Below are 25,958 nucleotides of genomic sequence, written 5' to 3'. Positions count from 1 at the left end.
AAACCATGAATTATCACATTTTAAATGGAGGTGCTCTGGCTCATACTTTCAGAGAGGCAGAAATAGAAGGGGATATCATTATTACCCGCGAAGCACTGATTGACGGCAACCTGGCAGGTGAAACTCTTGAAGAGTTCTGGCGAAACAGAGCTGAAAGCCTGGGTATCAGTCTTGATGAATATCAGGCATATTCGGTTTCAGAGTTTGAACAAATATTCAATGCACCGGCCGACGCAGTTTTCAACCTCTGGTTCGGGTACGACTTGTTTTGTCAGGTCAATATGTGGTTTGTTATTTCTTTAATTGATGAATTACCCAATGCCAGAAAAGCATACGTTGTTTACCCGACTTTTCTGGCTGAGGCCGACATCTGGCTGGAATTTGGTCGTGCCGGGGTGGACGATTTAGAGGCAAGTCTTTTAACCCGGATAAAGCTGGAACCGGAAGATATCCAGCTGGCTAAAGATTTATGGCAGGCATACCGGAAACATGACCTGGAGGCTTTGACTCAACTATCTCAGCGTCAATCGGTGTGTTTCCCATATTTGAAAGAAGTCTGTCAGGCACATATAGACCGGTTTCCGGCTGACGGACAATTATCCAGACCTGAGCGTGTGCTGACAGAAATTATGGAAAATGGAGAAACAGCTTTCTACAAGGTGTTCGGACTATTTAGTGAAAAAGAAGGGGTGTATGGTTTTGGAGACGATCAGCTAAAACCTATTTATGATAAATTAGTGTCACGCTGAGCATTTAAGCAAAAAACTCAATGGCTTATAGCGCGATGCCCTGGTTTTTATTAACTTCGTATACAAATATTGAATGATGATATGCTTAAAACTTTGTTTTTGATTTGTATTTCAACAGTAGCTTTTGCACAGAATAGTAAAGAGAATCTGGTAGGAGATTGGATAAAAGAAGAGATTAATTTAAAAGACGGAAGCCCGATTCTGGATAGAAATATAAAGAATATGCAATTGCGCTATATTTTTCAGGAAGACGGCATTCTGAGAGTGGTCTATGACGGGAAAGCCGGTGACAGACCATATAAGGTGAAAAATGATACAATAGCAATCGGAAGCGATACCTTTTATAAGATTGAGCAACTAAGCGATATTAAGCTGGTATTAAAGCAAATATCGGCTGATTCTTCTGCAAACACCCTCCGAATTTCTTTTACACCTGCACATTTATATAACATCGGATTTATGCCCGATAAGTACCGGACCCGTGGTGGTGATACGATTTATGTGCTGAAACCCAATTACATTGAACCCTTTTTTATGGATTCGGAGTTATCGGCAAGCAACTATATTTCCCGGAATTTTGATTTCCCCGAATACAGAGCGGCTGATTTTTATGCCCGCTTTATTATAACTACCACAGGAGAAGTAAAAGGAATAGAGATTCTGAGAAGCACCAGTGTGCGCCATAATAGTAAGTTGATTGCAGCCATTAAAAAAACGGAAGGTAAATGGCAACCGGCAGAATGGGAAGGTAAACCTGTGAACGTGGAAGTAAAAATGGGTTTTGATTTAGGTTGGTCTGAGCAACAGAATCCTTATGCCACTGAAGATGCCGATGAAGATAAATTAATGGAGTCGAACGAGTTTCTGTCGGAAGGGAAGTATTACCTTACACTGAAAAACTATAACGAGGCCATCAGAAATTATACCTGGAGTCTGGAAAAGAACCCCTTAAACGTAGATGCTTATTATGGCAGAGCCAGCGCCTATGCCTTGAAGAAAGATACAAAGCGGATGTGTGAAGACCTGCTGCAACTCAAAAATCTGCAACAAGCAAAGGGAACAGAGTTGTGGGAGAGGTTCTGTAATACTGCTAAAAAATAAATCCTACCCTCTTGAACGAAAGATAGGATTTATCAATGTTATAAAGAAGTATCGCTTAAGAAGCAATCCAGCTGAATTCGTATTCCAAAGTAGGAACCTTCGTACGCTCAGCAACGCGACGTAGCCTGGCAGGTAATGCCATTATGTAGTCGCGGGCGCGTTCACCTGCATCGTTCAGGTTCGGTATGCTGCCTATTTTCCATTCGTCCAGCAAAGACTCCATAATCTCAATGTAGTCAATCGTAGTATATACTCCCAGGCGTTGCGCGGCATCAGAAAAATGTGAGAAAGTCTGACCGATTTTCACACCTGTTTCTCTCAAAAAGTGAGCAGGCATTACAATTTTCTTTTTCATCATATCTTCAAAAGCCAGCATCATTTCAGATGGATCTACCTCAAAAATATGGCTGATAAAAGTTTTGTATGCTTTAGCATGGCGCATCTCGTCAGAGGCAATCACTCCACACATTTTCGACAACGTGTTATTGTTGTATTTCTTAGCTAATGTAGCCGTGCGGCGGTGCGATATATTAGTGGCCAATTCCTGAAACGAAGTATAAACAAAGTTACGGTAAGGGTCACGTCCTGTGCCAATATCAAACCCATCAGCAATCAGAAACTGTGTAGATGTTTCCATGGCACGCATATTCACCCGACCCGACAGATACAAAAACTTATTGAGCAGGTCGCCGTGGCGGTTTTCTTCGGCTGTCCACGCGCGTACCCATTTTGCCCAGCCGTTGGGCTCGTTTACCTGATCAACACCCACTACATCAATCAGCCACGACTCATACGTCGGCAGCGCCTCTTCTGTAATAGTATCACCAATTAATACAGCTATATAATCATAAGGCAATTCTCTGGCGTTTTCTTGCAGATACTTTACTTCCTGAAAAAAATCTTCTTTTGTTGCGTCTGGTAGAAAGTCGGAGGGTTGCCAATTTGTTTCGATGGGTTTCAAAAATTCATCAACAAAAAAATCAATTTTTTGTCCTACAAACTTCATCACCTCTAATCTTAAATTGGATAATTCCATGATAATGTCTTTTAAAGCTCTTTTATTTTATAAAACGTTACAAGGTACGGGTATTTTATCTAAGAATAGTAAAATATTGGGCCAATTTATGAAAAAGCCCATTTTCTGACTAGTTTTGTGCAAAAAAAACTTCATGAAAAAAGGGCTTGATTATATACTCAGTATTATTTATTTACTCTATTTTGGACTATTATTAGTTATTTTTCATGCAGTTCAGGTTATTGCCTTTAATGTTTTCGGTAAAAAAGCGCATAAAAAGGCGGTAGATTTCTTTAACCTGATGCTTACCACCAGCTTTTACGTTACCGGCACTACGGTTCACTTTGAACAATGGGAGGAATATCCCACAGACCGCCCCATTGTCTTTATTGCTAATCATCAGAGTACTTTCGATATCCCGGCTATTATCTGGTTCCTGAGAAAACACCAGCCCATTTTTGTATCAAAGAAAGAACTGGCCAAAGGGATCCCCAGCATATCATATAATCTCAGAAAAAGCGGTGCCGCACTCATTGACCGCAAAGACGGCAAGCAGGCGGTCTCTGAAATTCTGAGACTGAGTAAGTATATCCATGAAAATAATTTTTCTGCCGTGATATTCCCGGAAGGGACAAGGTCAAGCACCGAAGAAATGAAACCCTTTGCAGAGGGGGGGATTTCAGCGCTGTTGAAGCGGGCGCCGAATGCACTGGTTGTACCGGTTGTTATTCAAGGCACCCGGAAATTCAATCCTACCAATGGCATGTTTCCGCTGACTTCGTTCTCCAGATTATCGTGGACTGCCCTAAATGCCATAGAACCTAAAGGAAAAACTACTACAGAAATAGCAGAAGCGGCCAGAGAAGCCATAGCAAAAGTATTGAATGCCAATAAATAGTGTGTACATACCCTCAAACAAAGAGAGACGTAAGTTATGCTTACGTCTCTCTTTGTTATATATACCGGCAGTTATTACAGTGCTACACTTGTGGTTTCTGCTTCAGGCGCTATTTTCTTTACCAGACCCTGTAATACCTTACCCGGGCCGCATTCTACAAATTTAGTGGCGCCATCGGCTACCATGTTCTGAACCGACTGAGTCCAACGTACGGGGGCAGTCAACTGGGCAATCAGATTGGCTTTGATTACTTCAATATCTGTCGAAGGCGATGCGTTTACGTTCTGATAAATCGGGCAACCAGGTGTTGAGAAATTCGTATTTTCAATTGCTTTTGCCAGTTCTTCACGTGCAGGTTCCATTAATGGAGAGTGGAACGCGCCACCTACCTGCAATATGAGTGCTCTTTTAGCACCGGCTGCTTTCAGTTCTTCGCAAGCTATATTGATACCTTCAATGCTACCTGAAATAACCAACTGCCCGGGGCAGTTATAGTTGGCTGCCACCACTATGTTTTCAGCCGCTCTTGCAGAAATTTCAGCACAGATATCTTCTACTTTTTTATCGTCAAGGTTCAGAATGGCCGCCATAGTAGAGGGTGTCAGTTCACAGGCACGTTGCATGGCTGCCGCTCTTTGTGCAACCAGTTTCAAGCCGTCTTCAAAAGACAAGGCTCCTGCCGCAACAAGCGCCGAAAATTCACCTAATGAATGCCCGGCTACCATATCAGGATTAAAATCAGGTGCGTTCAGTGCTAATATTACCGAATGCAGAAAAACAGCCGGTTGTGTAACGTTGGTTTGTTTAAGGTCTTCGTCAGAGCCTTCAAACATGATTTTGGTGATATCGAAACCGAGAATTTCGTTGGCTTTATCAAAAAGAGTTTTGGCTTGAGGAAAATTTTCGTACAGGTCTTTGCCCATTCCGCTGAATTGAGCTCCCTGTCCCGGGAAAACATAAGCTGTCATAAATAATGTAAATGGTTTGTTGTTAGATAATCAGTCAGACCTACCGAACTTGCTGCATGCTTTTGCGGACATCAATTCTTTCAGGAACAATCATGGCAGCAGAATAGCGTTGGCGAATGGTATTGTAATATTTTTCAGCCTCTGCTCTGCTCAAAAAATCACCTGCCTTCAATCGATAGGTAGGCTGGCTGAATGAGAGATAAGTATTTAAGTCAGGAAAATTCTGATAAATAAAAGATTTGGCCTCGTCTACTTCCCGGCGTTCGTTGCCTACATATACCTGAATCCTAAACCCTGCCGAATAACGTATGTTCTTGTTTTGTTCTGAGATAGCGTCAAGCGCTTTGTCAATCTGACCATTCACATTCATCGGAACCTCTTCTTTGGTTGCCGTATTGGAGTTGTCTCGTATGGTTTTGTTTTCCTGACTGTCAAAATCAGGCTTTTTCGCATATTTGAGCCGAACGGAAGATAAATCCTCGTCGTATTCACCAACCAGCGAACCCTTTGAAGGGGTAGAAGATCTTTTGCAGGAATAGAAAATTCCTGTCAGGAGAAGACAAACTACTATTTTCTGAAAAATGCGCATAGGCTTTTTGTGATTACCGGAGATTTCTTCACATGAAATTTTTGTCAAAATTATAAAAATATTCTAAAACCCCCTTAAACTAATTTCTTTTACAAATGAAACGCATACAGGTATAATATGTTTTGATAAACTTTTATAAAAGAGAAACAGGCGAAAAAAAACAGCCCGCTTTCGGCGGGCTGTTTTTTAGAAAATATACTTCGTAGACAGAAAATGAGAACTATGATCTTCTACAATTTCATTGAAAATCTTTTTGTTTTCCGGTGTTTCCTTGGTGGCAACAACCGTTCTGATGGAGAAGGCTCTCAGGGCATCTTCTACAGATAGAGTTCCTTCGGCAGAATCTTTTCTGCCCGTAAACGGAAAAGTATCAGGCCCTCTCTGGCATTGCGCATTGATATTTACCCGGCTCACCTGGTTTACCAGCGGGTCTATCAGGTTTGCAATCTGGTCAGGGTTTGTACCGAAAATACTTACCTGCTGTCCATGAGAAGAATTAAGCAGATATTGAATAGGCTCTTCTACGTCGTCGAAAGGCACAATAGGAATCAACGGCCCGAACTGTTCTTCTGAGTATACCTTCATTTTATCATTTACCGGATACAGCACCGCCGGATAGAAGAAAGAATGCACAACAGTGCCTCCACCTTCATTGATAACCTCGGCGCCGTGGGCTTTGGCATCTTCAATACATTCGGTCAGATACGCAGGCTTGTTGGGTTCGGGTAGGGGAGTAAGATTTACTCCGGCTTCCCAAGGCATGCCATATTTCAGTTTTTCAAGCTCTTCTGTAAAACGGTTCAGGAATTTCTTGGCAATGGAACGGTGTATCCAGATAATCTTAATGGCTGTGCAACGCTGCCCGTTAAATGACAACGAACCCAGAATACACTCTTTTACTGCCAGCTCAACATCAGCATTTTTTAATATTATACCGGCATTTTTGGCATCAAGCCCCAGTACCGCTCTGAGGCGATTAAGCTTGGGGTGCATTTTCTTCAGGTCGTTAGCTACTTTGCTGGACCCAATCAATGTAAGAATATTGATTTTACCACTCTGCATAACTGGTGGCACAACATTGGCTCCACGGCCATAAATAGTATTGACCACGCCTTTCGGGAAACACTCTTTAAATGCCTGTAGCATAGGATAATGCAATAAGGTACCGTGCTTTGGCGGTTTGAAAAGAATGGTATTCCCCATCAGAATAGCCGGAATCAGAGTGGTATAGGTTTCATTGAGGGGGTAATTAAAAGGCCCCATACAAAGTACTACACCAAACGGTGAACGGCGTATTTGCCCTATAATGCCCTGTTCTATTTTGAAACGCGACGAAGCGCGATCAATGTCTTTCAGGCAATCGATTGTATCATATATGTACTCAACAGTACGATCAAATTCTTTAATTGAATCTCCCAGAGACTTTCCGATTTCAAACATCAGCAGATTCACAATCTCTGTTTTCTTTTCAAGCATTTTCTTGATGAAGTTTTCCATGCAGGCAATGCGTTCGCTTACGCTCATGGTCGGCCATTCGCCACGACCATTATCAAAGGCTTTCAGGGCTGCGTCCAGAGCTTCCATTGCTTCGGGGACATCAGTAATAGGGAAACTGCCAATGTGTTTACTGACAAATTTTCCGTCTTCTCCTTTTACATACACAGGCGAGTAGACATCCTGCGTGGGGCCAGCCCATTGGCGCATTTCTCCGCCCACCAGGTATTCCCGTTGGTGAAGGGGCTGAATCTGATAGTTTTCGGGGATCTGGTCGGCACTTGGGAAGATGGCCGTGATTTTCTCTTTCAGGTTGCTCATTTTGTTTCTTTGGCTATGGATGGTTTTAAAACAGAATTTCCTTAAATAGGGTACTATTATAAGAAACACTATTTAAACCCGTTCCGTTGGCGTTTCGTTGTAATTAGATGACTAAATTACGTACCTCCATATGAAAACCAAAAAGAATTAAGATTTTGTAAAATATTGGACAAAAATCTACTACAAAATGTTAAAGGAATACTAATCTGTCAGAATACTTGCAGATGACCTTATTTCTTCTGAATTTTGAGATTTAAACCCGTTTAAGCGCCCCTATTCTGGGCTGTTAAGCCTTGCTTTAAGGTTCTTGTAAACAAGGGTTTCAGCATCATTAAACGGTGTCCTGAGTTATTTTTGTACTACCTAAATTTATTCTGTTTTGCTATATTACATTTTAAGACCTTTCGTAAAATTCCTGTTAAAATTCTTTGCCAAACGCATTCAGATTAATGGTATTGAAAACATTCCGAAATCGGGTGCTGTTCTTCTGGCTTCTAATCATTCCAATTCCTTTTTCGATGCGGTGTTGCTCGGTGCTTTGTTCGAACGACGTATCTGGTCACTGGCACGTGGCGATGTATTTAAAAAGCCATTAGCAAAAAAAGCATTGAATAGTCTTTTTATGATGCCTATGTACAGACTTTCTGAGGGGAAAGAATATCTGGGCGAAAACGACGAAACTTTCAGAAAGTGTATCGAACTTTTCAGACAGGGCGAAATGGTGCTGATATTTTCGGAGGGGCTATGCGTTCATCAGAAAGAATTATTGCCCTTAAAGAAAGGTACGGGGAGACTGACGCAAAAAGCCTGGAATGATGACATAGACCTCATTATTGTGCCGGTTGGTATTAAATATAACGACTTCGATAAATTCGGGAAAATAGTAAATATCCAGATAGGAGAACCGACATATCAACAAGATTTACCCCAGGAAACATCCGAAGGGTTGTTTTTAAAAGAGTTCAACCGCAGCTTAAGCGAAAAACTGAATATACTTTTAAGCAAAGGGCTACCTCAGGTCGGATTCTTGAAAAACCCATTGTATTACATAGGTCTGCTTGTCAATTTTCCGGTTAATTGGCTAAGTATTACCCTCTCAAGAAAACTAACCAAAGGCAGCGTGTTTTTTGATTCAATAGCCTTGGGCATATTTATAGTGTTGATTCCTGTTTACTGGCTTCTGTTAGCTTTACTGATTTATTTTATTGCCAAATTTGTGTAGATTTGTTGGGTAACCATACACAAAGCTGATGACTGAAAATGAATTAAAAGAACTTAAGAACGTTCTGTTTATAGATATTGAAACGGTTTCGCAGGAGCCGGACTTTAATTTACTGACCGAGCCTCTGAAAAGCCTGTGGCTGAAAAAAGCCGGGTATCTGCAAAGTAAAGAGAAAGAAGAAATTCCGGATGAAGACTTCTATTACAAACGAGCCTCTATCTATTCTGAATTCGGTAAAATAATCTGTATCGGTGTAGGAGGAATTGTCTTTGACGAGAACCTTGTACCGACGCTTCGTGTTAAAATGATAGGCGGAGAAACAGAGGCCGAAATTCTGACACAGTTTAAAGCGATAATCGAAAAACATAAGGCGGGTTCAAACCTGTTGCTTTGTGCCCATAACGGAAAAGAATTCGACTTCCCTTATATTTGCCGGAGAATGCTCATTAACGGTATTTCTTTGTCGAGAATATTGCAGCTGTCTGGCAAAAAACCGTGGGAGATCAGACATCTTGATACCCTTGATCTGTGGAAGTTCGGTGATTATAAACATTATGTGTCATTAGAATTGCTGGCAATAATTTTTAATGTGCCGGAAGGTGATACTGAAGTAAGTGGCGACCAGATTAATGACATTTACTATAAAGAACAAGACCAGACTAAAATTGCCCGGTACTGTGCCGATGACGTAATACTTTTAACCCAGTTATATATGAAAATGAACAACTGGGCGTTAATAGATGAAAATAATATTGAAGTACTTTTGAAGTAATAATTCTTAAAAGCATGAGAAAAATCCTTTTTATATTGTTATTCGCCTCTTCTTTGGCGGCTTCGGCACAGATTCTTAAACCTGCCAAGTGGACTTTTACTCCCTCGAAGACTTCAGCGAAAGTAGGTGAAACCATCGACCTGGTTTTCACAGCTAAAATTGACGACAACTGGTATATGTATTCGTCTGAACTGAAAGTTGACGGCCCATTACCAACTACTGCCAATTTTACCAAAAATGATACTTACACTTTAGTAGGCAAGTTGGTGCCTGTAAAGCCCAAAGAAAAATATGACGATATATGGGGTGGCAAAGTACATTACTTTGAACATGAGGCCAGGTTTATTCAGAAAGTGAAAATTACGAAGGCAAACCCTGTCATTGAGGGCAAAATAGAAAGTCAGACCTGTACCAATAAAGACGGTAAATGTATACCAGGTAAAGATAAATTTAAGTTTGCCGTAAAAACGATATAAGGCGTTTACGAGGCAACAAAAAAGCGGTTTGAGTTTTCAAACCGCTTTTTTTATAAGTATCTGGTAGTAAATCAGAATTTCCATCTCACAAAGGCTTCCATTGCTTCATATTCAGCCAGACCCAGTTTGTTGTAAAGGCCGGCTGTGCCTCTGTTACGCTCTTCTGCACGTTGCCAGAATTCGCGGGCATCGGCACCCTGAAACACCACTCCGTCTTTTTGCGACTGATGTTTGAAAATACCCATACGTTTCTGGAGAACCTGGTCAGGAGACATCGGCACTGCCATTTCAATTTCATGGATATCCCACTCTGCCCAGGCGCCACGATACAACCACAACCAGCAGTCTTTCATGAAGTTTTTATGTTTAATACTTTCAATAGCTGCAAAGATGGCATCCAAACACACCTTATGTGTGCCATGCGGGTCAGCCAGGTCACCGGCGGCATATACCTGATGCGGTTTAACTTCCTCAATCAGCTCAGCTACAACCTTCACATCGTCTGCTCCCAGAGGTTTTTTCTCAATACGACCGGTTTCATAAAACGGCATGTCTAAGAAATGAACATTTTCTTCCGGAATCCCCACAAACCGGCAGGTCGCTTTGGCCTCTCCCCGGCGAATCAAACCTTTTACATATCTTACCGCAGAGCTGTCAATGTCACTGCCTTTTTTGTTTTTCAAAAACTCCTTGGCTTCCTTAAACAGGTTACGGGTTTCTGCATTTTCTATACCAAACTTATGATTAAAATCTACTACGAAATCAATAAAGCGGATGGCTTCGTCGTCAGCCACGGCAATATTGCCCGAAGTCTGATACCCAATGTGTACATCATGTCCCTGATCAACGAGTCGTTGGAAAGTACCCCCCATTGAGATAATATCGTCGTCGGGGTGAGGGCTGAAAATAATCACACGTTTTTTAGCCGGTAAAGCTCTTTCAGGGCGATTGGTGTCATCAGCATTAGGTTTGCCACCCGGCCAGCCTGAAATAGTATGTTGTAATTGGTTGAAAACATCAATGTTGATTTCATAAGCCTGACCGTGGCGTGCCAGTAGGTCGCTCAAACCATTGTCGTTATAGTCTTTGTTGGTAAGTTTCAATACCGGTTTACCCAATGAAAGCGACAAGGTAGTGACAGCTTTTTTCACCATTTTGCTCGTCCATTCTACGTCCTCTACCAGCCATGGTGTCTTCATACGGGTAAGTTCAGAGGCGGCTCTTTCATCAATTACAAACAATGCGTTGGCATGTGTTTGCAGATAGGAGGCCGGTACTGACTCAACTACTCTTCCTTCTACTGCTTCGGCAATAACTGGTGCTTTTCTTTCACCCCATGCCAGCAAAACTACTCTTTTGGCATTCAGAATCTTAGACACCCCAAGGGTAATGGCTTTTTTAGGAACATTTACCAGGCTACCGCCAAAATCAGAAGCAGCTGCTACACGGGTAGAGTGGTCGAGCATCATCAGACGGGTTCTTGAATTAACCAATGAGCCCGGCTCATTGAAACCGATGTGACCATTGGCACCGATACCCAGTAACTGAAAATCAAGACCTCCTATTGCATCTATTTTTCTTTCATATTCATCGCAGAATTCCTTTATCCTATTAGTGGGAATGGTTCCGTCAGGAATAAAGTAGTTTTCTTTCGGCATATCAACCTTATCAAAAAGCTGCTCTTTCATGAACCGGACATAACTTTGCAGAGAATCAGGCTCCATAGGATAGTATTCGTCAAGATTAAAAGAAACTACATTTTTGAAACTCAGACCTTCTTCATTGTGCATTCTTACCAACTCGGCATAAACCGATTTGGGAGAGGAGCCCGTAGCAAGGCCTAATACACATTGTTTTCCTTGTTTTTGTTTTTCGCGAATCAAATCAGCAATTTCCTGCGCCACTGCTTTAGATGCATCTTTTGAATCTTTAAAAATTTTGGTCGGAATCTTCTCGTAAGCAATAGGTTCATTTGTAATAATCTGCTGTTCCATTGTACTTGTAGTTTTGTTTTAGAGGCAATAGAGGTAGAAAGTTTCGACAAATTTAAGGCTTTTCTGATTACCAATGTATTTTTTTATTAGTCAAAAAAACTAATTTTTAAATTTTTTTAAAAATGTAAAATACACACTTAATTGGTAAAATGGTTTAGCCTATATAATAAGTATATTATTTGGTAGGAAAACCGCTATTTTTCAGTTCTTCAAAAAATGTTCTGGTTTTTTCAATGCCAGGGTCGCCGTTAATTGCAAAATACCAGAAAGTCTCCAGTTCGCCCTTGTGCATGGCTGCATTCATATCTCCGCTTTGCGATTTATGGCAGGCTTTTACCCAGTCGGCTACTATCATGTAGCTGTGCTTGTTGTTTTCTCCAAAACCATAAGAACGATCGAAATAGAACACAGGTGCTTTTTCAAGAATTTTCGTTTCCGGATAATTCTCCAGTCCGGTAAACTTAAAAGTATAGTCTCTGTTGGTTGCCCAGCCACCTAAAACGATAGGCTTCTTGCTGCCCTTCACTCTTTGGGCAGCACGCAAGGCCATAATCGTAGCCGATTTATGGTGAGCATGCTGACCGGCATCAGGCACCAGGCAAAAAATAAAATCATATTGGCCCTGTTCAAGTATTTTATCAAGCTTACGTTCACAATAGGCTATTTCCCAGCGTTCACCTGATAAAAACGGTTCGGGATTCAACTGATAGTAATCATCGATCTGATCGAAAAAATAAAAATTTCTGATTCCCATTACCTCGCCCGAGCACATAAGTTCCTTTTTTCTGATAAGTGGCAGATAAGTGCGGCCTGTAGCTGAGTCGGTCATGTTTTTTCCATAGTAGCTTGATGCAACGAGACCGTTGTATCCACCAGAACCATCAGTTATCAATGCCAGGTCAGCGGTTCCTTTCATTTCCCGGGTTATTTTAAAAATGGTGACAGGAAACATGGTTTCATCGTCAGGGTGGGCGGTCACAATCAATACTTTAGGTCCCTGGCTGTAAGTACTGCCATATAAGAATGAAAGGAAAAAGAAAATGCAGGAGATGTGCTTAGCTTTTTTCATAGGTCAGGAGGAAAATCAGGTTGAAAATAATAGTTGTAATGATTGAGGTCCGGAAGCCGGATAATGGCCAGCAATTCCTTAAGGCTACATACTTCTCTTTAAGTATTCACAAACTATTAATGATAACGAATAATTTTTAAAAAGCGATAAATGCAATTATAAAATCTTGTGAGTATACGCATAGAGAGCCGGTATGGTAAAGTGAAGGAGCAGAACAAAATGGAGTCGGTTAATAGGTATCGCTATAATTTTAATATTTTTGCAAAAAACTACGCAATGCTTATACGATACGTAAGAATGACTTTCCGTGAGGAAAAAGTGGAAGAGTTCCTGACAATATTTGATGAGTCGAAAGAACTGATCAGAGAAACGCAGGGATGCCGGTATCTTGAGCTGATGAAAGACCTTAATCAGCCTAATGTGTTTATGACCCACAGCCATTGGCTTTCGGAAAAAGACCTGAATAATTACAGGCAATCGGAGCTTTTTAGAAACGTATGGGCAAGAACGAAAGTGCTGTTCTCTGATAGCCCTATGGCTTTTTCGGTTGAAAGTGTACTCGTCGTGTAATTTTAAGTAAGAATCTTTCGTTCAAATTGAAAACATACTAGTTAATGAAGAGAGTAATCATTTTTTTGATTTCAGGTCTTTTTATCATCACACCTGAGTTTTCAAACGCCGCCACATCGTTTGATAGCAAAGCCGCGGTGAGTGTAAAAAAAGAAACAGGCAAAGGCCGTAAAAAGAAAAACGGCCGTTATAAGAGAAAAAAGGGCTTCATGTGGGGGCTGTTTGGAAGTAAAAAACAGTGCGATTGCCCCAAGCACTAAGCTACTCCAGAAACTTAGTACGGTAGTTCAGTGGTGTTATCTTCTTGATGGCTTTAAACTGCCTGTTGAAATTTGAAAGATTGTTGAATCCGCTTTCAAAAGAAATTTCAGCTACACTCATCTTATCGGCCATAAGCAATTTACAGGCGTGCTCAATACGTATTTCAGCAAGAAATTGAGAGAAAGTACGTCTTGTACGTTTTTTAAAGTATCTGCTAAAGGCCGATTCGCTCATATTGGCTAACTCGGCTACATCACTTAGCTGAATCTCTTCCTGATACTTCAGCATTACAAACTCAAATACTTTATTCATACGTGCCGAATCCACCTCGTTCCGCAAAGATATCGGGTTAGTGGTCAGGTCTTGTTTATCTTCGCTTTCACTCAGGATTGTCAGAATCGAAATCATTTCCAGCAGGCGGCTCATCCCTGTAAGATTAGGCAGATTCTTAAATTTAGGCTCTACCTTCTGAACCGTTTTAGCACCGAAAATAAGGCCTCTTTTTGATCGTTCAAGTAAAGCTTTTATAGATTGGCTTTCAGGAATCTCCAGAAACTTTTCTCCCAGAAAATCCTCCAGAAAATGGATTACCAGCGAGCGCGCCTTCAGGCCCGAATCCTTGGCATAAAACTCATCATCATTTCTGTAATAATGGGGCAGATAAGAACCAATCATACACAGGTCGCCGGGGCCGTAGTCGGTTATGCTGCTGCCGATAAATTTCTTTCCGGTGCTTTCAAGAATCAGAACAATTTCATATTCAGGATGATAGTGCCAGGGTGTTGGAAAGAAAGGGCATTCCTGCACATATAAGTTAAATGAGTAGTCGGCCGGGTTCGATATTTTCAGTAGTTGAGGTTTCATTTAACTTGTCGCAATTAACGCCTGTCCAGTCTATACTCTTCGACTATTGATAGCAGTTCTTAAAAAACATGTAAATATAGTATCAAAATTCATTACCCCTGCGTTTTATTTCCTTAATGTTTGGATTATTAGTCAAAAAAATATTAGAAAATGACTAAATTTTAGTGGTAAAACCCTATACATATCCCTAAATTTGTAATTATTCCAATAATAAATTTTCATTTTTTTAGCGGAATCCTAATTTTATATTAATCTTAATTAATTTGTATGAAACAACTACTACAAAAAATGTTGTTTGTGTTTACTGTATGCTTAAGCGTTCAGTTCGCACAAGCCCAAAACCGGACTGTCTCGGGTAAAGTATCTGATACAGGAGGCTCTTCTCTCCCGGGCGTTAGTGTTACGGTAAAAGGTACTACGCAAGGTTCAATCACCGATTCTGATGGTAAGTTCTCGGTGCAGGCTGCTGGTAATGCAGTTTTAGTGTTTAGCTACATTGGCTACAAAGCTATTGAAGTTAATGTTGGTGGCAAAACTACCTTAAACGTAAGTTTGGAGGAAGACGCCGCCACTTTAAGTGAGGTAATTGTTGTAGGTTACGGTTCACAAAAGAAAAGCCAGACCACCGGTGCTATTTCGCAGGTAAGTGCGAAACAGATTCAGGAAATGCCTATCACCAGTTTAGGTCAGGCCATGCAAGGCCGTGTGGCCGGTGTTGACGTTTCTCAGGCAGGTTCAAGACCCGGTTCAGTACCAAAAATTCTGATTCGTGGTCGTCGTTCATTCAATGCGAGTAACGACCCCCTGTATGTAGTTGATGGTATTCCGTTATCTGCGGGGTATGAAGACCTGAACCCTAGTGATGTTCAGTCGATGGAAGTATTGAAAGATGCAACCGCAACAGCTATTTATGGTGCTCGTGGTGCCAATGGGGTGGTATTGGTAACTACCAAAAGAGGGGCTGTAAAAGGAAAAACTACTGTAAGTTTTGACACTTACGGTGGGGTGTCTACGCCACTAGACAAAATTAAATTATTCAGTGGCCCTGAATTTCTTGAGTATGTTAGAGAAGCCTACAGAGCTACCAACAATTATAAAGATGCTAATGGTAACCCTGTACCAACAGGCGTAGGTGACCCTGCGGCTGATGCCAAAGTGGCCGTATTAGGTGGTGACCCTGCCGTTGCCAGAGGGATTGCCAATGGAACAGATACTGACTGGCAGGATTTGATTTTGCACAATGGTGTAATGCAAAACCACTCTTTGGGTGTTCAGGGCGGAAACGATAAAACTCAGTTTTATATTTCCGGAGGTTATTTTCAGGATAAAGGAATTAACGACGGATTGGATTATACTCGTATGTCGTTGAGAATTAATCTTGACCATAGTATTAATAATAATCTGAAAGTTGGTATTTCGTCTTATACTATGTATAGCATCAGAAATGGAGAGGGTCTGAACCCTTTTGGTATGACCATCCAGCAAAATCCTTTGGCGGTACCTTATGATGACAAAGGTAAGATTATCTTCTCGCCAACGAACGATGCGTTATTAACTAACCCATTGGCAGAGATCGTGCCGGGTGCTCAAATTGAAGAGAATAAAAAATACCGCTTGTTTAATAGCCTTTATGCAGAGGTTAAAATTATTGAAGGTTTGAAATACCGTGTAAACTTCGGCCCTGACTTTACGATTTCAAGATGGGGAAGATTTATCGGTGCGGCTACCAATGCCCGTAAAGGAGGAGATGCTCAGGCGCTGTCCCAAAGTAACCTAGGGTTTAACTGGACACTTGAAAATATCGTAACTTATAACAAAACATTTGGTGGCAAACATAATCTTGGTGTTACAGGATTACATTCAATCCAGAGAGATAATTATGAGAATTTCAGAACTGAGGTACAAGGTGTTCCGGCTGAATCACAGGAATTTTACGGACTAGGTTACGCCAGTTCAGTACAAGCAGTTAGTAGTAGCATTACTCAGTGGACTATTAACTCTTATATGGCGCGCGTTAACTACGATTTCAACGATAAATATCTTTTAACTGCAACGCTACGTCGTGATGGTTCAAGCCGATTCGGTAAAAATACCAAGTATGGTAATTTCCCTGGTATAGCTTTGGGTTGGAATATCAGCAATGAGCCTTTCATGAAACAAGTAACATGGTTAGACTTATTGAAACTAAGAGTGGGTTGGGGTGTAGTGGGTAACCAAGGGGTGGCTCCATACCAGACACAAGGATTATTAGCCAGAACAGCTTATGCCTGGAATGCTACTGCTGCGTATGGTTACAGACCTAATACAATCGGAAATCCTGATTTGAAATGGGAATCTTCTGCAACAGCCAATATCGGTTTAGACTTCAGCTTCCTGAGAGGAAGAATCCAGGGTTCATTAGAATTGTATGAAACTAATACCACTGACCTTTTATTATCTGATCAGTTACCAGGTTCAATCGGATTTAATGCCGTAACAAGAAACGTTGGTCAGACACGTAATAAAGGTATTGAGCTAGGTTTCTCTACTGTAAACGTAAACACTCCGGGTGGTTTCAAATGGACTACCGACTTCACGTTTACCAAAAACAAAGAGGAAATCGTATCATTATATAATGGAAAAGTAGACGATTTCGGAAACCGTTGGTTCATAGGCAAACCACTTAATTCATACTATGATTACAAGAAAGCCGGTATCTGGCAAACCAACGAAGCTGACCTTGCAAAATCTTATGGTAGTGAGGTAGGGCAGATCAAAGTACAGGATACCAATGGTGATGGTAAAATTACGGGTGATGACAGAGTAATAATTGGCTCTGATATTCCGGACTTCAGTGCAGGCTTCACAACCAGATTTGAGTATAAAGGGTTTGATTTGTCAGCTTTCTTATTTGGCCGTTTCGGAAACATGATTGTGAGTGGTTTCCACCAAAACAGAAACCAGTTAGCAGGTCGTTACCAACAAATTGAAGTAGATTACTGGACACCAAATAACCCTACTAACGAGTTCCCTCGTCCGAAGAGTAATCAGGAGTTCCCTGTATACAACACCACTTTGATTTACTATGATGGTACTTTTGTTAAAATAAGAAATATCAATTTTGGTTACACATTCTCACCAAAAATTGCCAAAAAATTGGGAATGGAGTCTCTGCGTGTGTATACAAGTATTCAGCAGCCTAAAATCTGGTCTAAATATCGTGACAAATACAATGGTATTGACCCTGAAGCAACGATTACTTCTACCAATAACGGAACAACATCAATTAGTGAAAATATTGTTCCTGCCACTTCGGTTACCACCTTTGGTTTAAATGTGAGATTCTAAGTCGGCCATATTTACAAGATATTTTAATTATATAAGAAAATGAAACTAAAAAATATATTAAAACCAATCAAGGTCTTAGGAGTAATGTCAATACTTTTGACAACTCAATCCTGCAAAGATTTATTGGACGAAAAAGTAATAAAGGATATCCCTAACGATTACGTAAATACTCCGAAGGGTTTTGAAGATGCCGTAAAAGCGGCTTATTCTTCACTTCGTTATTATTATGGTGGAGAAGAAGGCTTGACTATGAGCGAGTATGGTACTGACATTTATGCTACCGGAGCTGATGGCGGCTATAAAGGATTCCATTTTTATGATGCGCAGTTAAATCCTAACGTTGATTATCTGGGAAACACATGGGATGAGCTTTACAAAGGTGTTAATGCCTGTAATGCCATCATAGAAAGAGCACCTAAATCAACAGTTGCAGATGCCACTAAAAAGCTAAGAGTGGCTGAGGCTAAATTTTTGAGAGCACATTATTATTACCTTTTGCATCAGCAATGGGGTGGTGTTGATTTAAGATTGACAGAAACCTTAGCTCCTACCAAGGACACTAAAAGAGCTACTGATGCAGAAATGTATAATGCAATCATTAAGGATTTGACTGAAGCTATCGCAGACTTAGAGGCAAAAGCACAGTCAACGGATTATGGGCGTGCCACAAAACCTGCAGCTGAAATGCTTTTGGCAAGGGTTTATCTGACAAGAGCTTATGGAACGTCAAAAGCCGCTGATGATTTCAGTAAAGCTGCAACACTTCTTAAATCAGTTACAACTAACTATGGTTTTAAGTTGTTAGATGATTTTGCAAGTGTATTTGACGAAAATAATCAGGTAAATAGTGAGATTATTTTTGCTGTACAGTTTACGTCAGACCCGTTATCCAACCTTACTAATAACACTGCTGCTGCCAATGGTGGTAATAACCTCCACTTATTCTTTGGCATGCAATATGATGTGCAACCGGGTTTGAAACGCGATGTATTTTATGGCAGACCATTTAAACGTCTGCGTCCTACACCGTATTTATTGAATACTTGTTTTGCAGACAGAACCAATGATTCTCGTTATAAGAAGACTTTCAGAGATACCTGGTTGAGCAATAACCCGGGTGCAAACCTGAATGCTTCTTTTGATAACTCTAAAAGCAAGCTTACTTTTGCCGCAGGCGATACCGCCATCTTTATTCCGGGCTATGAGATGCCTTTAGCAGAACGTGCTGCAAAGAAATATCAGGTATTGGTACCAAGTGCTTATAGCGAAGCATTGTTCCCGACTTTGACTAAATTCTTCGATACCAAACGCCCTGACTTAACTTATGAGCCGGGAAGCCGTGACTATTTTGTATTCCGTTTAGCAGATGCTTATCTGTTGTTGGCTGAAGCAGAACTAAAATCTGGCAATACTTCAGAAGCGACCAAAGCGTTGAATATGGTACGTTACAGAGCGGGCTGGCCAGGTAAAAAAGATGCCATGTTAATTACCGATGCTCAGATGACATTCGATATGATAATTCAGGAAAGAGCAAGAGAACTGGCTGGTGAGTGTGTACGCTGGTTAGATTTGAAACGTTGGGGTTTATTGGTAGAAAGAGTAAAACAATATAACCCACAAGCCGCGGTTAATGTTAGTGATAAATTTTATGTGCGTCCGATTCCTCAAACGCAAATTGACAGATCTGCTAAAGGAGTGTTTGCACAAAATCCAGGATTTTAGTTAGTTTTGTTTCATCATAGTTATGGGAGAGGCTCCTTCATTTCAAGGAGTCCTCTCTTTTTAAGTTTTAGTAAATTCAATATTCATTCATATTAAACCACTTCAACCCCATGAACCGCAGAGATTTCCTGGCTCAGGCATCAATACTGACAGCTTCTTCACTTATTTCTCTTGAAAGCTTAGCTGCTGCAAAAGGCAAACACAAAATGGCTTATTCAGCTATTACCTGGAACGGTAACGACCTTATTGCCATTAAAGATATTGCAGCTTTAGGCTTTAAAGGTATTCAGTTAAGAGCTAATACCTATGCACCTTTTAAAGACAAACCACAGGACTTAAAAGATTTATTAGACCAGAATGGACTTACACTGGCTATGTTCTCTAGCGGAAACGTAGGCATACAGGATGATATCACTAAAGATATTGAAACGCATGTGAACCATGCCCGCTTTGTAAAAGCCTTAGGAGGAAAATCACTGCAGATAACCAACGTTTCTCGTCCGAAAGACAGAAACCCTACTACCGAAGAATTGAAAAAATACGCAAAGAATATGTCGGAGGTAGCCAAACGAGTGTTGGAAGAAACTGGTGTTCAACCTGCATGGCATAACCACATGCATCAATTGGGTGAAACACCTGAAGAGGTAGAAATTGTTGCTACAAGTATGGACACTAAATACATTAAGTTGGAATTGGACGTGGCACATTATACACAAGGAGGAGGAAACGCAGCTGACGCAGTAATTAAGTATAAAGATATTCTACACGCTACTCATATAAAGGATACAAAGCCAGTAGAGAGTAAATCGGGTTATCAGTTTGTAGAATTGGGACAAGGACGTGTAGATTTCCCGGCTATCTTTAAGGCATTAGATAAAATCAAGTTCAATGGCTGGAATGTAATTGAATTGGACTCTGTACCAGTAAAAGGGCGTACGGCATTAGAGAGCGGACAGACCAGCAAAAAGTATCTGGAAACAATAAATGTGAAATTTTGACCTATAGCTTTGAATGTTTGTCAAATTTTATGAATTTTTAGCTAAATTGATATTAGACAGATTGATGCATAGCACGTAATTTTGATAGAAATTATTCAACTCTATTTTAGGTAAATGAAAAAAGTATTTATTGTTTGTTTGCTCATGCATTTTGTTCTGGGCACAACTACTGCACAAAAATGGACAAGCCTGTTTAACGGCAAAGACCTGAAAGGTTGGAAACAACGGAATGGCAAAGCTAAGTATACGATTGAAAACGGCGAGATTGTAGGTACTACTGTAGCCGATACACCTAACTCTTTTTTGGCTACTGAGCAGGATTATGGCGATTTCATCCTGGAATTAGAACTGAAGGTCGATAACTCGATGAATTCAGGTATACAATTCCGTAGTTTGTCGAAGGCAGACTACAAAGATGGCCGCGTACATGGATATCAGATGGAAATAGATCCATCAGACCGCGCCTGGTCGGGTGGTATTTATGATGAAGCCCGCCGCGACTGGTTGTATATTCCAAATGCAAATCCGGAAGGTAAAAAGGCCTTTAAGAAAGATGCATGGAATAAATACCGCATTGAAGCCATTGGTAACATTATCCGCACTTGGGTAAATGGTGTGCCTGTAGCGTATCTGGTTGATGATGTAACCGCTAAAGGCTTTATTGCTTTGCAGGTGCATGCCATTGGTAAAGACGATAAACCGGGCAAACAGATTCGTTGGAGAAATATCAGAATCCAGACAGAAAACCTGAAACCAAGCCCTGCTGATAATACACCGGTAGTGAATCTGTTGCTGAACAATCTTTCTCCACAGGAAAAGGCACAGGGTTTCAAATTGCTTTTTAATGGCAAAGACTTTACCGGCTGGAGAGGGGTTCACCAAACCAAAATGCCTGAGAAGCACTGGCATGTAATTGACGGTACCATCAACGTGAGTCCGTCAGATGGTTCAGAAACTGGGAATGACATCGTAACAGACGAACAGTTTGGTGCATTTGAACTTACTTTTGAATTCAGACTGACAGAGGGTGCCAATTCAGGCTTAAAGTACTTTGTGAATGAAGCTTTCGACTCAGGGGGTAAATCAGGGATTGGGCTGGAGTTTCAGGTACTTGATGATGAACGCCATCCTGATGCCAAAATGGGCGTGGTAGGCAACCGTACACTGGCAAGTTTGTATGATTTGATACCTTCTTATAAGCTGGATAAGCGTTTCCAACGCAAAATCGGTGACTGGAATCAGGCACGATTGGTGGTGTATCCGAATAACATCGTTCAGCACTGGCTTAATGGCTTCAAGGTATTAGAATACGAAAGAAAAAGTAATATTTTCAATGCTTTAGTAGCCCGAAGTAAATATGCGAAGTATAATAACTTTGGAGCAGGCGATAAAGGTAATCTATTGCTACAAGACCACGGCAATAATGTGTCTTTCAAAAACCTGAAAATAAGAGAATTAAAATAATTGTATAAACACTAACATCTGTCACTCATATTCAATCCAATAAAACTATGACAACCCGCAGAGATTTTATTATCAAATCAGTGCTGGCTACTGCAGCTACTGGTTTTTCGGCAAAAAGTTATGGAAAAATAATAGGAGCCAACGACCGCGTGCGTGTAGGCTGTGTGGGTTTTTCAGACCGCCACCGTGCCTCTCACGTAGCTCCGTTTAAAGCCATGCAAAAAGGCATGAATTTCGAAATGGTTGCGCTTTCAGATCTGTGGAATCGCCGTCGTGAAGAAGGAAAAGCGTATTTAGATAAACAATTAGGTAGCGATGTAAAAGTTTTCCGTAACAACGAAGAGCTTTATGCCTCTAAAATGGTAGATGCGGTATTTATTTCAACTGCTGACTTCCAACACGCTTTGCATACTATTGAAGCCGTAAAAGCAGGCTGTGATACTTATACAGAGAAACCATTGGCAGAAACAATGGAAGACAACCGTGCGGTATTGAAAGCTGTAAAAGCATCAGGCAAAATTGTTCAGATTGGTTCTCAACGCAGAAGTGGTGAAAACTACTTTGCGGCAGAAGACTTCATTAAATCAGGCAAATTCGGCCCGATTGTAATGGTTGAATTGATGTGGAATGTAAACCAACCCGGCCGTTGGAGAAGACCTGAACTGACTAAAGATTTGAAAGAGTCTGATGTTGACTGGAAACGCTATCTGATGAACCGTCCGATGGTTCCGTTCGACCCACGTAAATATCTAGAATATCGTTTATTCTGGCCTTATTCGTCTGGTATTCCAGGCCAATGGATGAGCCACCAGATTGATACTGTACACTGGTTTTCAGGTTTACCACACCCTCGTTCGGTGGTTGCCAACGGTGGTATCTACCAATGGAAAGACGGCAGAACCAATGCCGATACATTAACAGTAGTATTTGATTACGGCCCGTTGAATGACCCTAAAACCGGCTTCCAGGTACAGTTTACTTCACGCTTCTCTAACTCAGCAGGTGAAACAAAAGAATTATACTACTCTAACGGGGGTATGATTAACCTAGACACCAACGAGATTTCTCCGACGGGTGGTCTTCGTGAGCGTGAAGCAGGTGCGATGGGCCTAAAAGCTAACTTGTTGCCTACCGTGAAACTGGAAGGAGCAAAAGTAGAATCAGGTGCTAACACAGGTGGTGACCCGTTGACATTTGCTCACATCAAAAACTGGATGGAATGCGTACGCAGTCGTAAAACTCCTCATGCGCCAATTGAAGCAGGATACTCGCACTCAATTGCAACTATCATGTCGAATGCGGCTTATCGTACAGGTCTGAAAGTAACTTTCGATGAAAAAACACAGGAGGTATTAGCCGGTGGCAAACCGTTTAAATATTGATATTTCGACGAGTACAATAAAACAGGGCTTCTTTCCAACCGGAGGGAAGCCCTGTTACTTTATTTCGCCCGCAATTCCCGCTTCAATATCTTACCTGAAGCTCCCATGGGCAGGCTTGACAGAAACTCCACAATGCGCGGGTATTTGTAAGAAGCAATTCGCTCTTTTGTCCAACTTATCAAGTCTTTCTCTGATACCTCAATGCCTGGTTTCAGAACCACACAGGCCTTTATTTCTTCTCCGTATTCTTGGCAGGGCATACCGATTACTGCTACCATCGAAACCGCCGGGTGTTGTATCATCAACTCTTCTATCTCTCGCGGATAGACATTGTACCCACCTCTGATAATCATGTCTTTGGTACGGTCAACAATAAAATAATAACCGGCTTCATCCCGATAGCCCACATCACCGGAGTGTAGCCATCCGTTTATAATGGTTTCTGCGGTGGCGTCCGGGCGTTTGTAATAGCCTTTCATTACATTGTGGCCACGGTAACATACTTCTCCTTTTTCGTTTGCACCTAGCTGATTCCCATGTTCATCCATGATGCAGACCTCTACCCCCCACACAGGCCATCCTATCGAGCCGGGTTTCCGTGATTTGCCCTTCTGATTAAAAGTAACTACCGGTGAGCCCTCTGACATGCCATAACCTTCAAGAATCGGCACGTCAAACTTTTGTTCAAAATCTTTTAATACCTGTACAGGCAAAGCTGCCCCGCCTGACATACACAGTTTGAGATTATTTTTAATGGCTGCCATATCAAACTTATGCGTATCGGGGTAACTTAATAATCCCCAGTACATGGTGGGTACTCCGGCAAAATGAGTGATTTTTTCGTTCTGCATCAGTGTAAGCACCTGTTCAGCATCAAACCTTGATACAAGTACAGATTTAGCACCTATATAAATACTGGCCAGCATACACACCGTTTGGCCGAAAATGTGAAACAAAGGCAACACCAGCATCGACGTATCGTCCGGCCCTAAGTCCTGCAAATCTTTGCTCAGAACTGCATTCAGAAACAGATTTGAATGGGTCAGTTCGGCGCCTTTTGGTCGACCGGTAGTGCCTGAAGTATAAATGATTACGGCCGTATCGTCTGGTGAGGTAAAATAACTTTGAAACACAGGCGATTGACCTGTCATCAACATGCCCAATGTCTTCGTGCCTTCTATAGGAGAAGCATCAGTAAAAGAAGGGGTTATTATAAAGAAATCTTTACAGGTATCGGTCATTTCAAAACCTGCATTTCCCTCTTGTCCCATAGGCATTTCGGGTGTTCCTGTAAAACAGAAGTAGGCTTTCGCGTCCGAATCCTGCAAATGATACGCTATTTCATGGCGTTTTAATAACACGCTTAAAGGAACTACCGTCGCGCCCGTCTTCAGGATACCGAAGTAAACCATCGGAAAATAAGGCAGGTTCGGACAAGTAAGAGCAACCTTATCGCCTGATCCGATACCCAAAGCAGCGAGCCCGTTAGCGATCTGATTACTAACGGCGTCTAATTGCCCGAAAGTAATGCGTTTATCGGCAAAAATAAGTGCCTCTTTGGCTGGTGATGAGCGTGCGTGGTGTTCAAGAATGGTTGATAGGTTAAACATAGGGTTACAGGTTTTATTGCTTGTGCAATTTATAGATTAAATAGTACTATGAAAAGAATTGTTGCTTTGAAAATTCTTTTCCGACTTCATATATTTATTGCATATCAGGTCAGGGCTTCAGTTGATTTTCAATAGTTATACTAAAAAACTACTTAAAAAGCACATTCCTACAGAAGATAAATCTTAACTTCGCACTCTTAAAACACAATTACTACCATAATCACAATGAAACGATTCAACGTAAAGTTATTTATTATCTGTACCATTATTTCAGTTTCCGGTTTTACGCAAATCAATACCCCTGCTGCCAGTCCCTCAACAACAGTTTCTCAAGGATTGGGTCTTACTAAAATTACCATAGATTATAGCCGTCCGTCGGTAAAGGGGCGTAAGATATTCGGCGATTTAGTGCCGTTTGGTAAAGTATGGAGAACCGGAGCAAACAAAATCACTTCTATAAAGTTTGATGATGAAGTAATAGTAAACGGAACACAGATTAAAGCAGGTAGCTATGGTTTATATACCATTCCTAATGCTGCCGAGTGGACAATCATTCTGAATGCTGATGATAAACAGTGGGGCTCATATGGCTATGACGAAAAGAAAGACGTGTATCGTTTTAAAGTAAAGCCGGCCAAAACGAAATATTTTGTAGAGCAAATGGCGATTGATGTTGAGGGAATAAATCCTACGACAGCTGATATCGTGATTAAATGGGAAAACACCGAAGCCAGATTTAGGGTAGAACAACAGGTTGACGCCAAAATTATGGCCGAAATTGAAGAGAAAACAGCAAAGCCGGACGCATCTATTGATACTTATTTCTCAGCCGCTGATTACTATTATCAGAAAGGTGTTCATCTGGATAAAGCGTTGGTTTGGGCCAATAAAGTAACAGAGAAAAATAAAGAATACTGGGCATACCAATTGGTAGCAAGAGTAGCAGCAAAACAAGGAAACTGTGCGGTAGCATTGCCAAACGCCGAGAAGTCGATGGAGCTAGCTAAAAAAGCAGGTGATGACGCTTACATCAAGCTGAATGAGGCTGTTTTTAAGCAATGTAAAAAATAATTTAAGCCTGAACGATAACTC

The 25,958-nt window shown here is 41.2% G+C and carries 22 protein-coding genes; 14 read left to right on the top strand and 8 right to left on the bottom strand.

All coding sequences use genetic code 11. The features are described 5' to 3' along the window. Positions 1-5: 5 nt before the first annotated feature. On the top strand, positions 6-749 hold the full coding sequence (locus AC1RRY_RS13940) for a hypothetical protein (protein WP_492819785.1): 744 nt from the start codon (positions 6-8) through the stop codon (positions 747-749). An 81-nt stretch (positions 750-830) separates the two neighbouring features. After that, a complete protein-coding gene (locus tag AC1RRY_RS13935; protein ID WP_492819787.1) occupies positions 831-1,850 on the top strand; it encodes an energy transducer TonB in 1,020 nt (339 codons plus the stop codon). A gap of 55 nt (positions 1,851-1,905) precedes the next feature. Here the strand turns inward: AC1RRY_RS13935 and AC1RRY_RS13930 are convergent, their stop codons facing one another. Next, positions 1,906-2,886, bottom strand: a complete 981-nt coding sequence (locus AC1RRY_RS13930) for an acyl-ACP desaturase (protein WP_492819789.1) — start codon at positions 2,884-2,886, stop codon at positions 1,906-1,908. A gap of 133 nt (positions 2,887-3,019) precedes the next feature. Here AC1RRY_RS13930 and AC1RRY_RS13925 point away from each other — a divergent pair, with 133 nt between their 5' ends. Then, a complete protein-coding gene (locus AC1RRY_RS13925; protein WP_492819791.1) occupies positions 3,020-3,763 on the top strand; it encodes a lysophospholipid acyltransferase family protein in 744 nt (247 codons plus the stop codon). Between the two features lie 74 nt (positions 3,764-3,837). Here the strand turns inward: AC1RRY_RS13925 and fabD are convergent, their stop codons facing one another. The 3 genes from fabD to AC1RRY_RS13910 form a co-directional block, all read right to left on the bottom strand. Further along, a complete protein-coding gene (fabD, locus tag AC1RRY_RS13920) occupies positions 3,838-4,731 on the bottom strand; it encodes an ACP S-malonyltransferase (protein ID WP_492819793.1) in 894 nt (297 codons plus the stop codon). 40 nt (positions 4,732-4,771) lie between these two features. After that, complete coding sequence (locus AC1RRY_RS13915) at positions 4,772-5,368, bottom strand: SPOR domain-containing protein (RefSeq protein ID WP_492856654.1); 597 nt, start codon at positions 5,366-5,368, stop codon at positions 4,772-4,774. Positions 5,369-5,506: 138 nt separating this feature from the next. Further along, on the bottom strand, positions 5,507-7,135 hold the full coding sequence (locus AC1RRY_RS13910) for an NADP-dependent glyceraldehyde-3-phosphate dehydrogenase (protein ID WP_492819797.1): 1,629 nt from the start codon (positions 7,133-7,135) through the stop codon (positions 5,507-5,509). Between the two features lie 379 nt (positions 7,136-7,514). Here AC1RRY_RS13910 and AC1RRY_RS13905 point away from each other — a divergent pair, with 379 nt between their 5' ends. From AC1RRY_RS13905 to AC1RRY_RS13895, 3 genes are read left to right on the top strand one after another with little or no spacing between them, the layout of a single operon-like run. Next, the gene (locus AC1RRY_RS13905; protein WP_492819799.1) at positions 7,515-8,357 is read left to right on the top strand and encodes a 1-acyl-sn-glycerol-3-phosphate acyltransferase; all 843 of its coding nucleotides are present in this window, start codon (positions 7,515-7,517) and stop codon (positions 8,355-8,357) included. 28 nt (positions 8,358-8,385) lie between these two features. Next, positions 8,386-9,129, top strand: coding sequence for a 3'-5' exonuclease (locus AC1RRY_RS13900; protein ID WP_492819801.1), 744 nt, complete (start codon positions 8,386-8,388; stop codon positions 9,127-9,129). 14 nt (positions 9,130-9,143) lie between these two features. Beyond that, the gene (locus AC1RRY_RS13895) at positions 9,144-9,605 is read left to right on the top strand and encodes a protein-disulfide reductase DsbD domain-containing protein (protein WP_492819803.1); all 462 of its coding nucleotides are present in this window, start codon (positions 9,144-9,146) and stop codon (positions 9,603-9,605) included. Between the two features lie 71 nt (positions 9,606-9,676). Here AC1RRY_RS13895 and nagB read toward each other — a convergent pair whose 3' ends face one another. Together nagB and AC1RRY_RS13885 are read right to left on the bottom strand one after the other, a co-directional pair. Continuing rightward, positions 9,677-11,599 (bottom strand): glucosamine-6-phosphate deaminase, encoded by a 1,923-nt coding sequence (nagB, locus tag AC1RRY_RS13890; RefSeq protein WP_492819805.1) that lies wholly within the window; start codon positions 11,597-11,599, stop codon positions 9,677-9,679. A 175-nt stretch (positions 11,600-11,774) separates the two neighbouring features. Continuing rightward, entirely contained in the window at positions 11,775-12,668 is an 894-nt protein-coding gene (locus tag AC1RRY_RS13885; protein ID WP_492819807.1) for a PIG-L family deacetylase, read from the bottom strand. Positions 12,669-12,836: 168 nt separating this feature from the next. Here AC1RRY_RS13885 and AC1RRY_RS13880 point away from each other — a divergent pair, with 168 nt between their 5' ends. Both AC1RRY_RS13880 and AC1RRY_RS13875 read left to right on the top strand, forming a co-directional pair. Further along, entirely contained in the window at positions 12,837-13,238 is a 402-nt protein-coding gene (locus AC1RRY_RS13880; RefSeq protein ID WP_492819809.1) for a putative quinol monooxygenase, read from the top strand. 44 nt (positions 13,239-13,282) lie between these two features. Next, positions 13,283-13,498: a hypothetical protein gene (locus AC1RRY_RS13875; protein WP_492819811.1), complete on the top strand. Its 216-nt coding sequence runs from the start codon at positions 13,283-13,285 to the stop codon at positions 13,496-13,498. Between the two features lies 1 nt (position 13,499). Here the strand turns inward: AC1RRY_RS13875 and AC1RRY_RS13870 are convergent, their stop codons facing one another. After that, on the bottom strand, positions 13,500-14,363 hold the full coding sequence (locus AC1RRY_RS13870; protein ID WP_492819813.1) for an AraC family transcriptional regulator: 864 nt from the start codon (positions 14,361-14,363) through the stop codon (positions 13,500-13,502). A 288-nt stretch (positions 14,364-14,651) separates the two neighbouring features. On the opposite strand from AC1RRY_RS13870, the gene AC1RRY_RS13865 reads away from it, so the two are divergent. From AC1RRY_RS13865 to AC1RRY_RS13845, 5 genes are all read left to right on the top strand, one after another. Continuing rightward, a complete protein-coding gene (locus AC1RRY_RS13865; protein ID WP_492821299.1) occupies positions 14,652-17,690 on the top strand; it encodes a SusC/RagA family TonB-linked outer membrane protein in 3,039 nt (1,012 codons plus the stop codon). A 39-nt stretch (positions 17,691-17,729) separates the two neighbouring features. Then, a complete protein-coding gene (locus tag AC1RRY_RS13860) occupies positions 17,730-19,412 on the top strand; it encodes a RagB/SusD family nutrient uptake outer membrane protein (RefSeq protein ID WP_492819814.1) in 1,683 nt (560 codons plus the stop codon). Between the two features lie 110 nt (positions 19,413-19,522). Next, positions 19,523-20,410 (top strand): sugar phosphate isomerase/epimerase family protein, encoded by an 888-nt coding sequence (locus AC1RRY_RS13855; protein WP_492819815.1) that lies wholly within the window; start codon positions 19,523-19,525, stop codon positions 20,408-20,410. A 114-nt stretch (positions 20,411-20,524) separates the two neighbouring features. Continuing rightward, positions 20,525-21,874, top strand: a complete 1,350-nt coding sequence (locus AC1RRY_RS13850; RefSeq protein WP_492819816.1) for a 3-keto-disaccharide hydrolase — start codon at positions 20,525-20,527, stop codon at positions 21,872-21,874. A 47-nt stretch (positions 21,875-21,921) separates the two neighbouring features. After that, positions 21,922-23,256 (top strand): Gfo/Idh/MocA family protein, encoded by a 1,335-nt coding sequence (locus AC1RRY_RS13845; RefSeq protein ID WP_492819817.1) that lies wholly within the window; start codon positions 21,922-21,924, stop codon positions 23,254-23,256. A 59-nt stretch (positions 23,257-23,315) separates the two neighbouring features. Here AC1RRY_RS13845 and AC1RRY_RS13840 read toward each other — a convergent pair whose 3' ends face one another. After that, positions 23,316-24,866, bottom strand: coding sequence for a long-chain-fatty-acid--CoA ligase (locus AC1RRY_RS13840; RefSeq protein WP_492819818.1), 1,551 nt, complete (start codon positions 24,864-24,866; stop codon positions 23,316-23,318). Positions 24,867-25,091: 225 nt separating this feature from the next. Here AC1RRY_RS13840 and AC1RRY_RS13835 point away from each other — a divergent pair, with 225 nt between their 5' ends. Beyond that, positions 25,092-25,937: a DUF2911 domain-containing protein gene (locus AC1RRY_RS13835; protein ID WP_492819819.1), complete on the top strand. Its 846-nt coding sequence runs from the start codon at positions 25,092-25,094 to the stop codon at positions 25,935-25,937. Positions 25,938-25,958: the final 21 nt, after the last annotated feature.

This window comes from Emticicia sp. GW821-FHT11C11, assembly GCF_058808615.1.
The sequence above is the reverse complement of the archived record's forward strand: the minus strand, read 5'-3'. Positions and strand labels throughout refer to the sequence as shown.

Excerpts from the sequence above, each read along its gene's own strand:
- AC1RRY_RS13940 (WP_492819785.1), top strand. The coding sequence starts at position 6 with ATGAATTATCACATTTTAAATGGAGGTGCTCTGGCTCATACTTTCAGA.
- AC1RRY_RS13935 (WP_492819787.1), top strand. The coding sequence starts at position 831 with ATGCTTAAAACTTTGTTTTTGATTTGTATTTCAACAGTAGCTTTTGCA.
- AC1RRY_RS13930 (WP_492819789.1), bottom strand. The coding sequence starts at position 2,886 with ATGGAATTATCCAATTTAAGATTAGAGGTGATGAAGTTTGTAGGACAA.
- AC1RRY_RS13925 (WP_492819791.1), top strand. The coding sequence starts at position 3,020 with ATGAAAAAAGGGCTTGATTATATACTCAGTATTATTTATTTACTCTAT.
- fabD (WP_492819793.1), bottom strand. The coding sequence starts at position 4,731 with ATGACAGCTTATGTTTTCCCGGGACAGGGAGCTCAATTCAGCGGAATG.
- AC1RRY_RS13910 (WP_492819797.1), bottom strand. The coding sequence starts at position 7,135 with ATGAGCAACCTGAAAGAGAAAATCACGGCCATCTTCCCAAGTGCCGAC.
- AC1RRY_RS13900 (WP_492819801.1), top strand. The coding sequence starts at position 8,386 with ATGACTGAAAATGAATTAAAAGAACTTAAGAACGTTCTGTTTATAGAT.
- AC1RRY_RS13895 (WP_492819803.1), top strand. The coding sequence starts at position 9,144 with ATGAGAAAAATCCTTTTTATATTGTTATTCGCCTCTTCTTTGGCGGCT.
- nagB (WP_492819805.1), bottom strand. The coding sequence starts at position 11,599 with ATGGAACAGCAGATTATTACAAATGAACCTATTGCTTACGAGAAGATT.
- AC1RRY_RS13885 (WP_492819807.1), bottom strand. The coding sequence starts at position 12,668 with ATGAAAAAAGCTAAGCACATCTCCTGCATTTTCTTTTTCCTTTCATTC.
- AC1RRY_RS13875 (WP_492819811.1), top strand. The coding sequence starts at position 13,283 with ATGAAGAGAGTAATCATTTTTTTGATTTCAGGTCTTTTTATCATCACA.
- AC1RRY_RS13870 (WP_492819813.1), bottom strand. The coding sequence starts at position 14,363 with ATGAAACCTCAACTACTGAAAATATCGAACCCGGCCGACTACTCATTT.
- AC1RRY_RS13865 (WP_492821299.1), top strand. The coding sequence starts at position 14,652 with ATGTTGTTTGTGTTTACTGTATGCTTAAGCGTTCAGTTCGCACAAGCC.
- AC1RRY_RS13860 (WP_492819814.1), top strand. The coding sequence starts at position 17,730 with ATGAAACTAAAAAATATATTAAAACCAATCAAGGTCTTAGGAGTAATG.
- AC1RRY_RS13855 (WP_492819815.1), top strand. The coding sequence starts at position 19,523 with ATGAACCGCAGAGATTTCCTGGCTCAGGCATCAATACTGACAGCTTCT.
- AC1RRY_RS13850 (WP_492819816.1), top strand. The coding sequence starts at position 20,525 with ATGAAAAAAGTATTTATTGTTTGTTTGCTCATGCATTTTGTTCTGGGC.
- AC1RRY_RS13845 (WP_492819817.1), top strand. The coding sequence starts at position 21,922 with ATGACAACCCGCAGAGATTTTATTATCAAATCAGTGCTGGCTACTGCA.
- AC1RRY_RS13840 (WP_492819818.1), bottom strand. The coding sequence starts at position 24,866 with ATGTTTAACCTATCAACCATTCTTGAACACCACGCACGCTCATCACCA.
- AC1RRY_RS13835 (WP_492819819.1), top strand. The coding sequence starts at position 25,092 with ATGAAACGATTCAACGTAAAGTTATTTATTATCTGTACCATTATTTCA.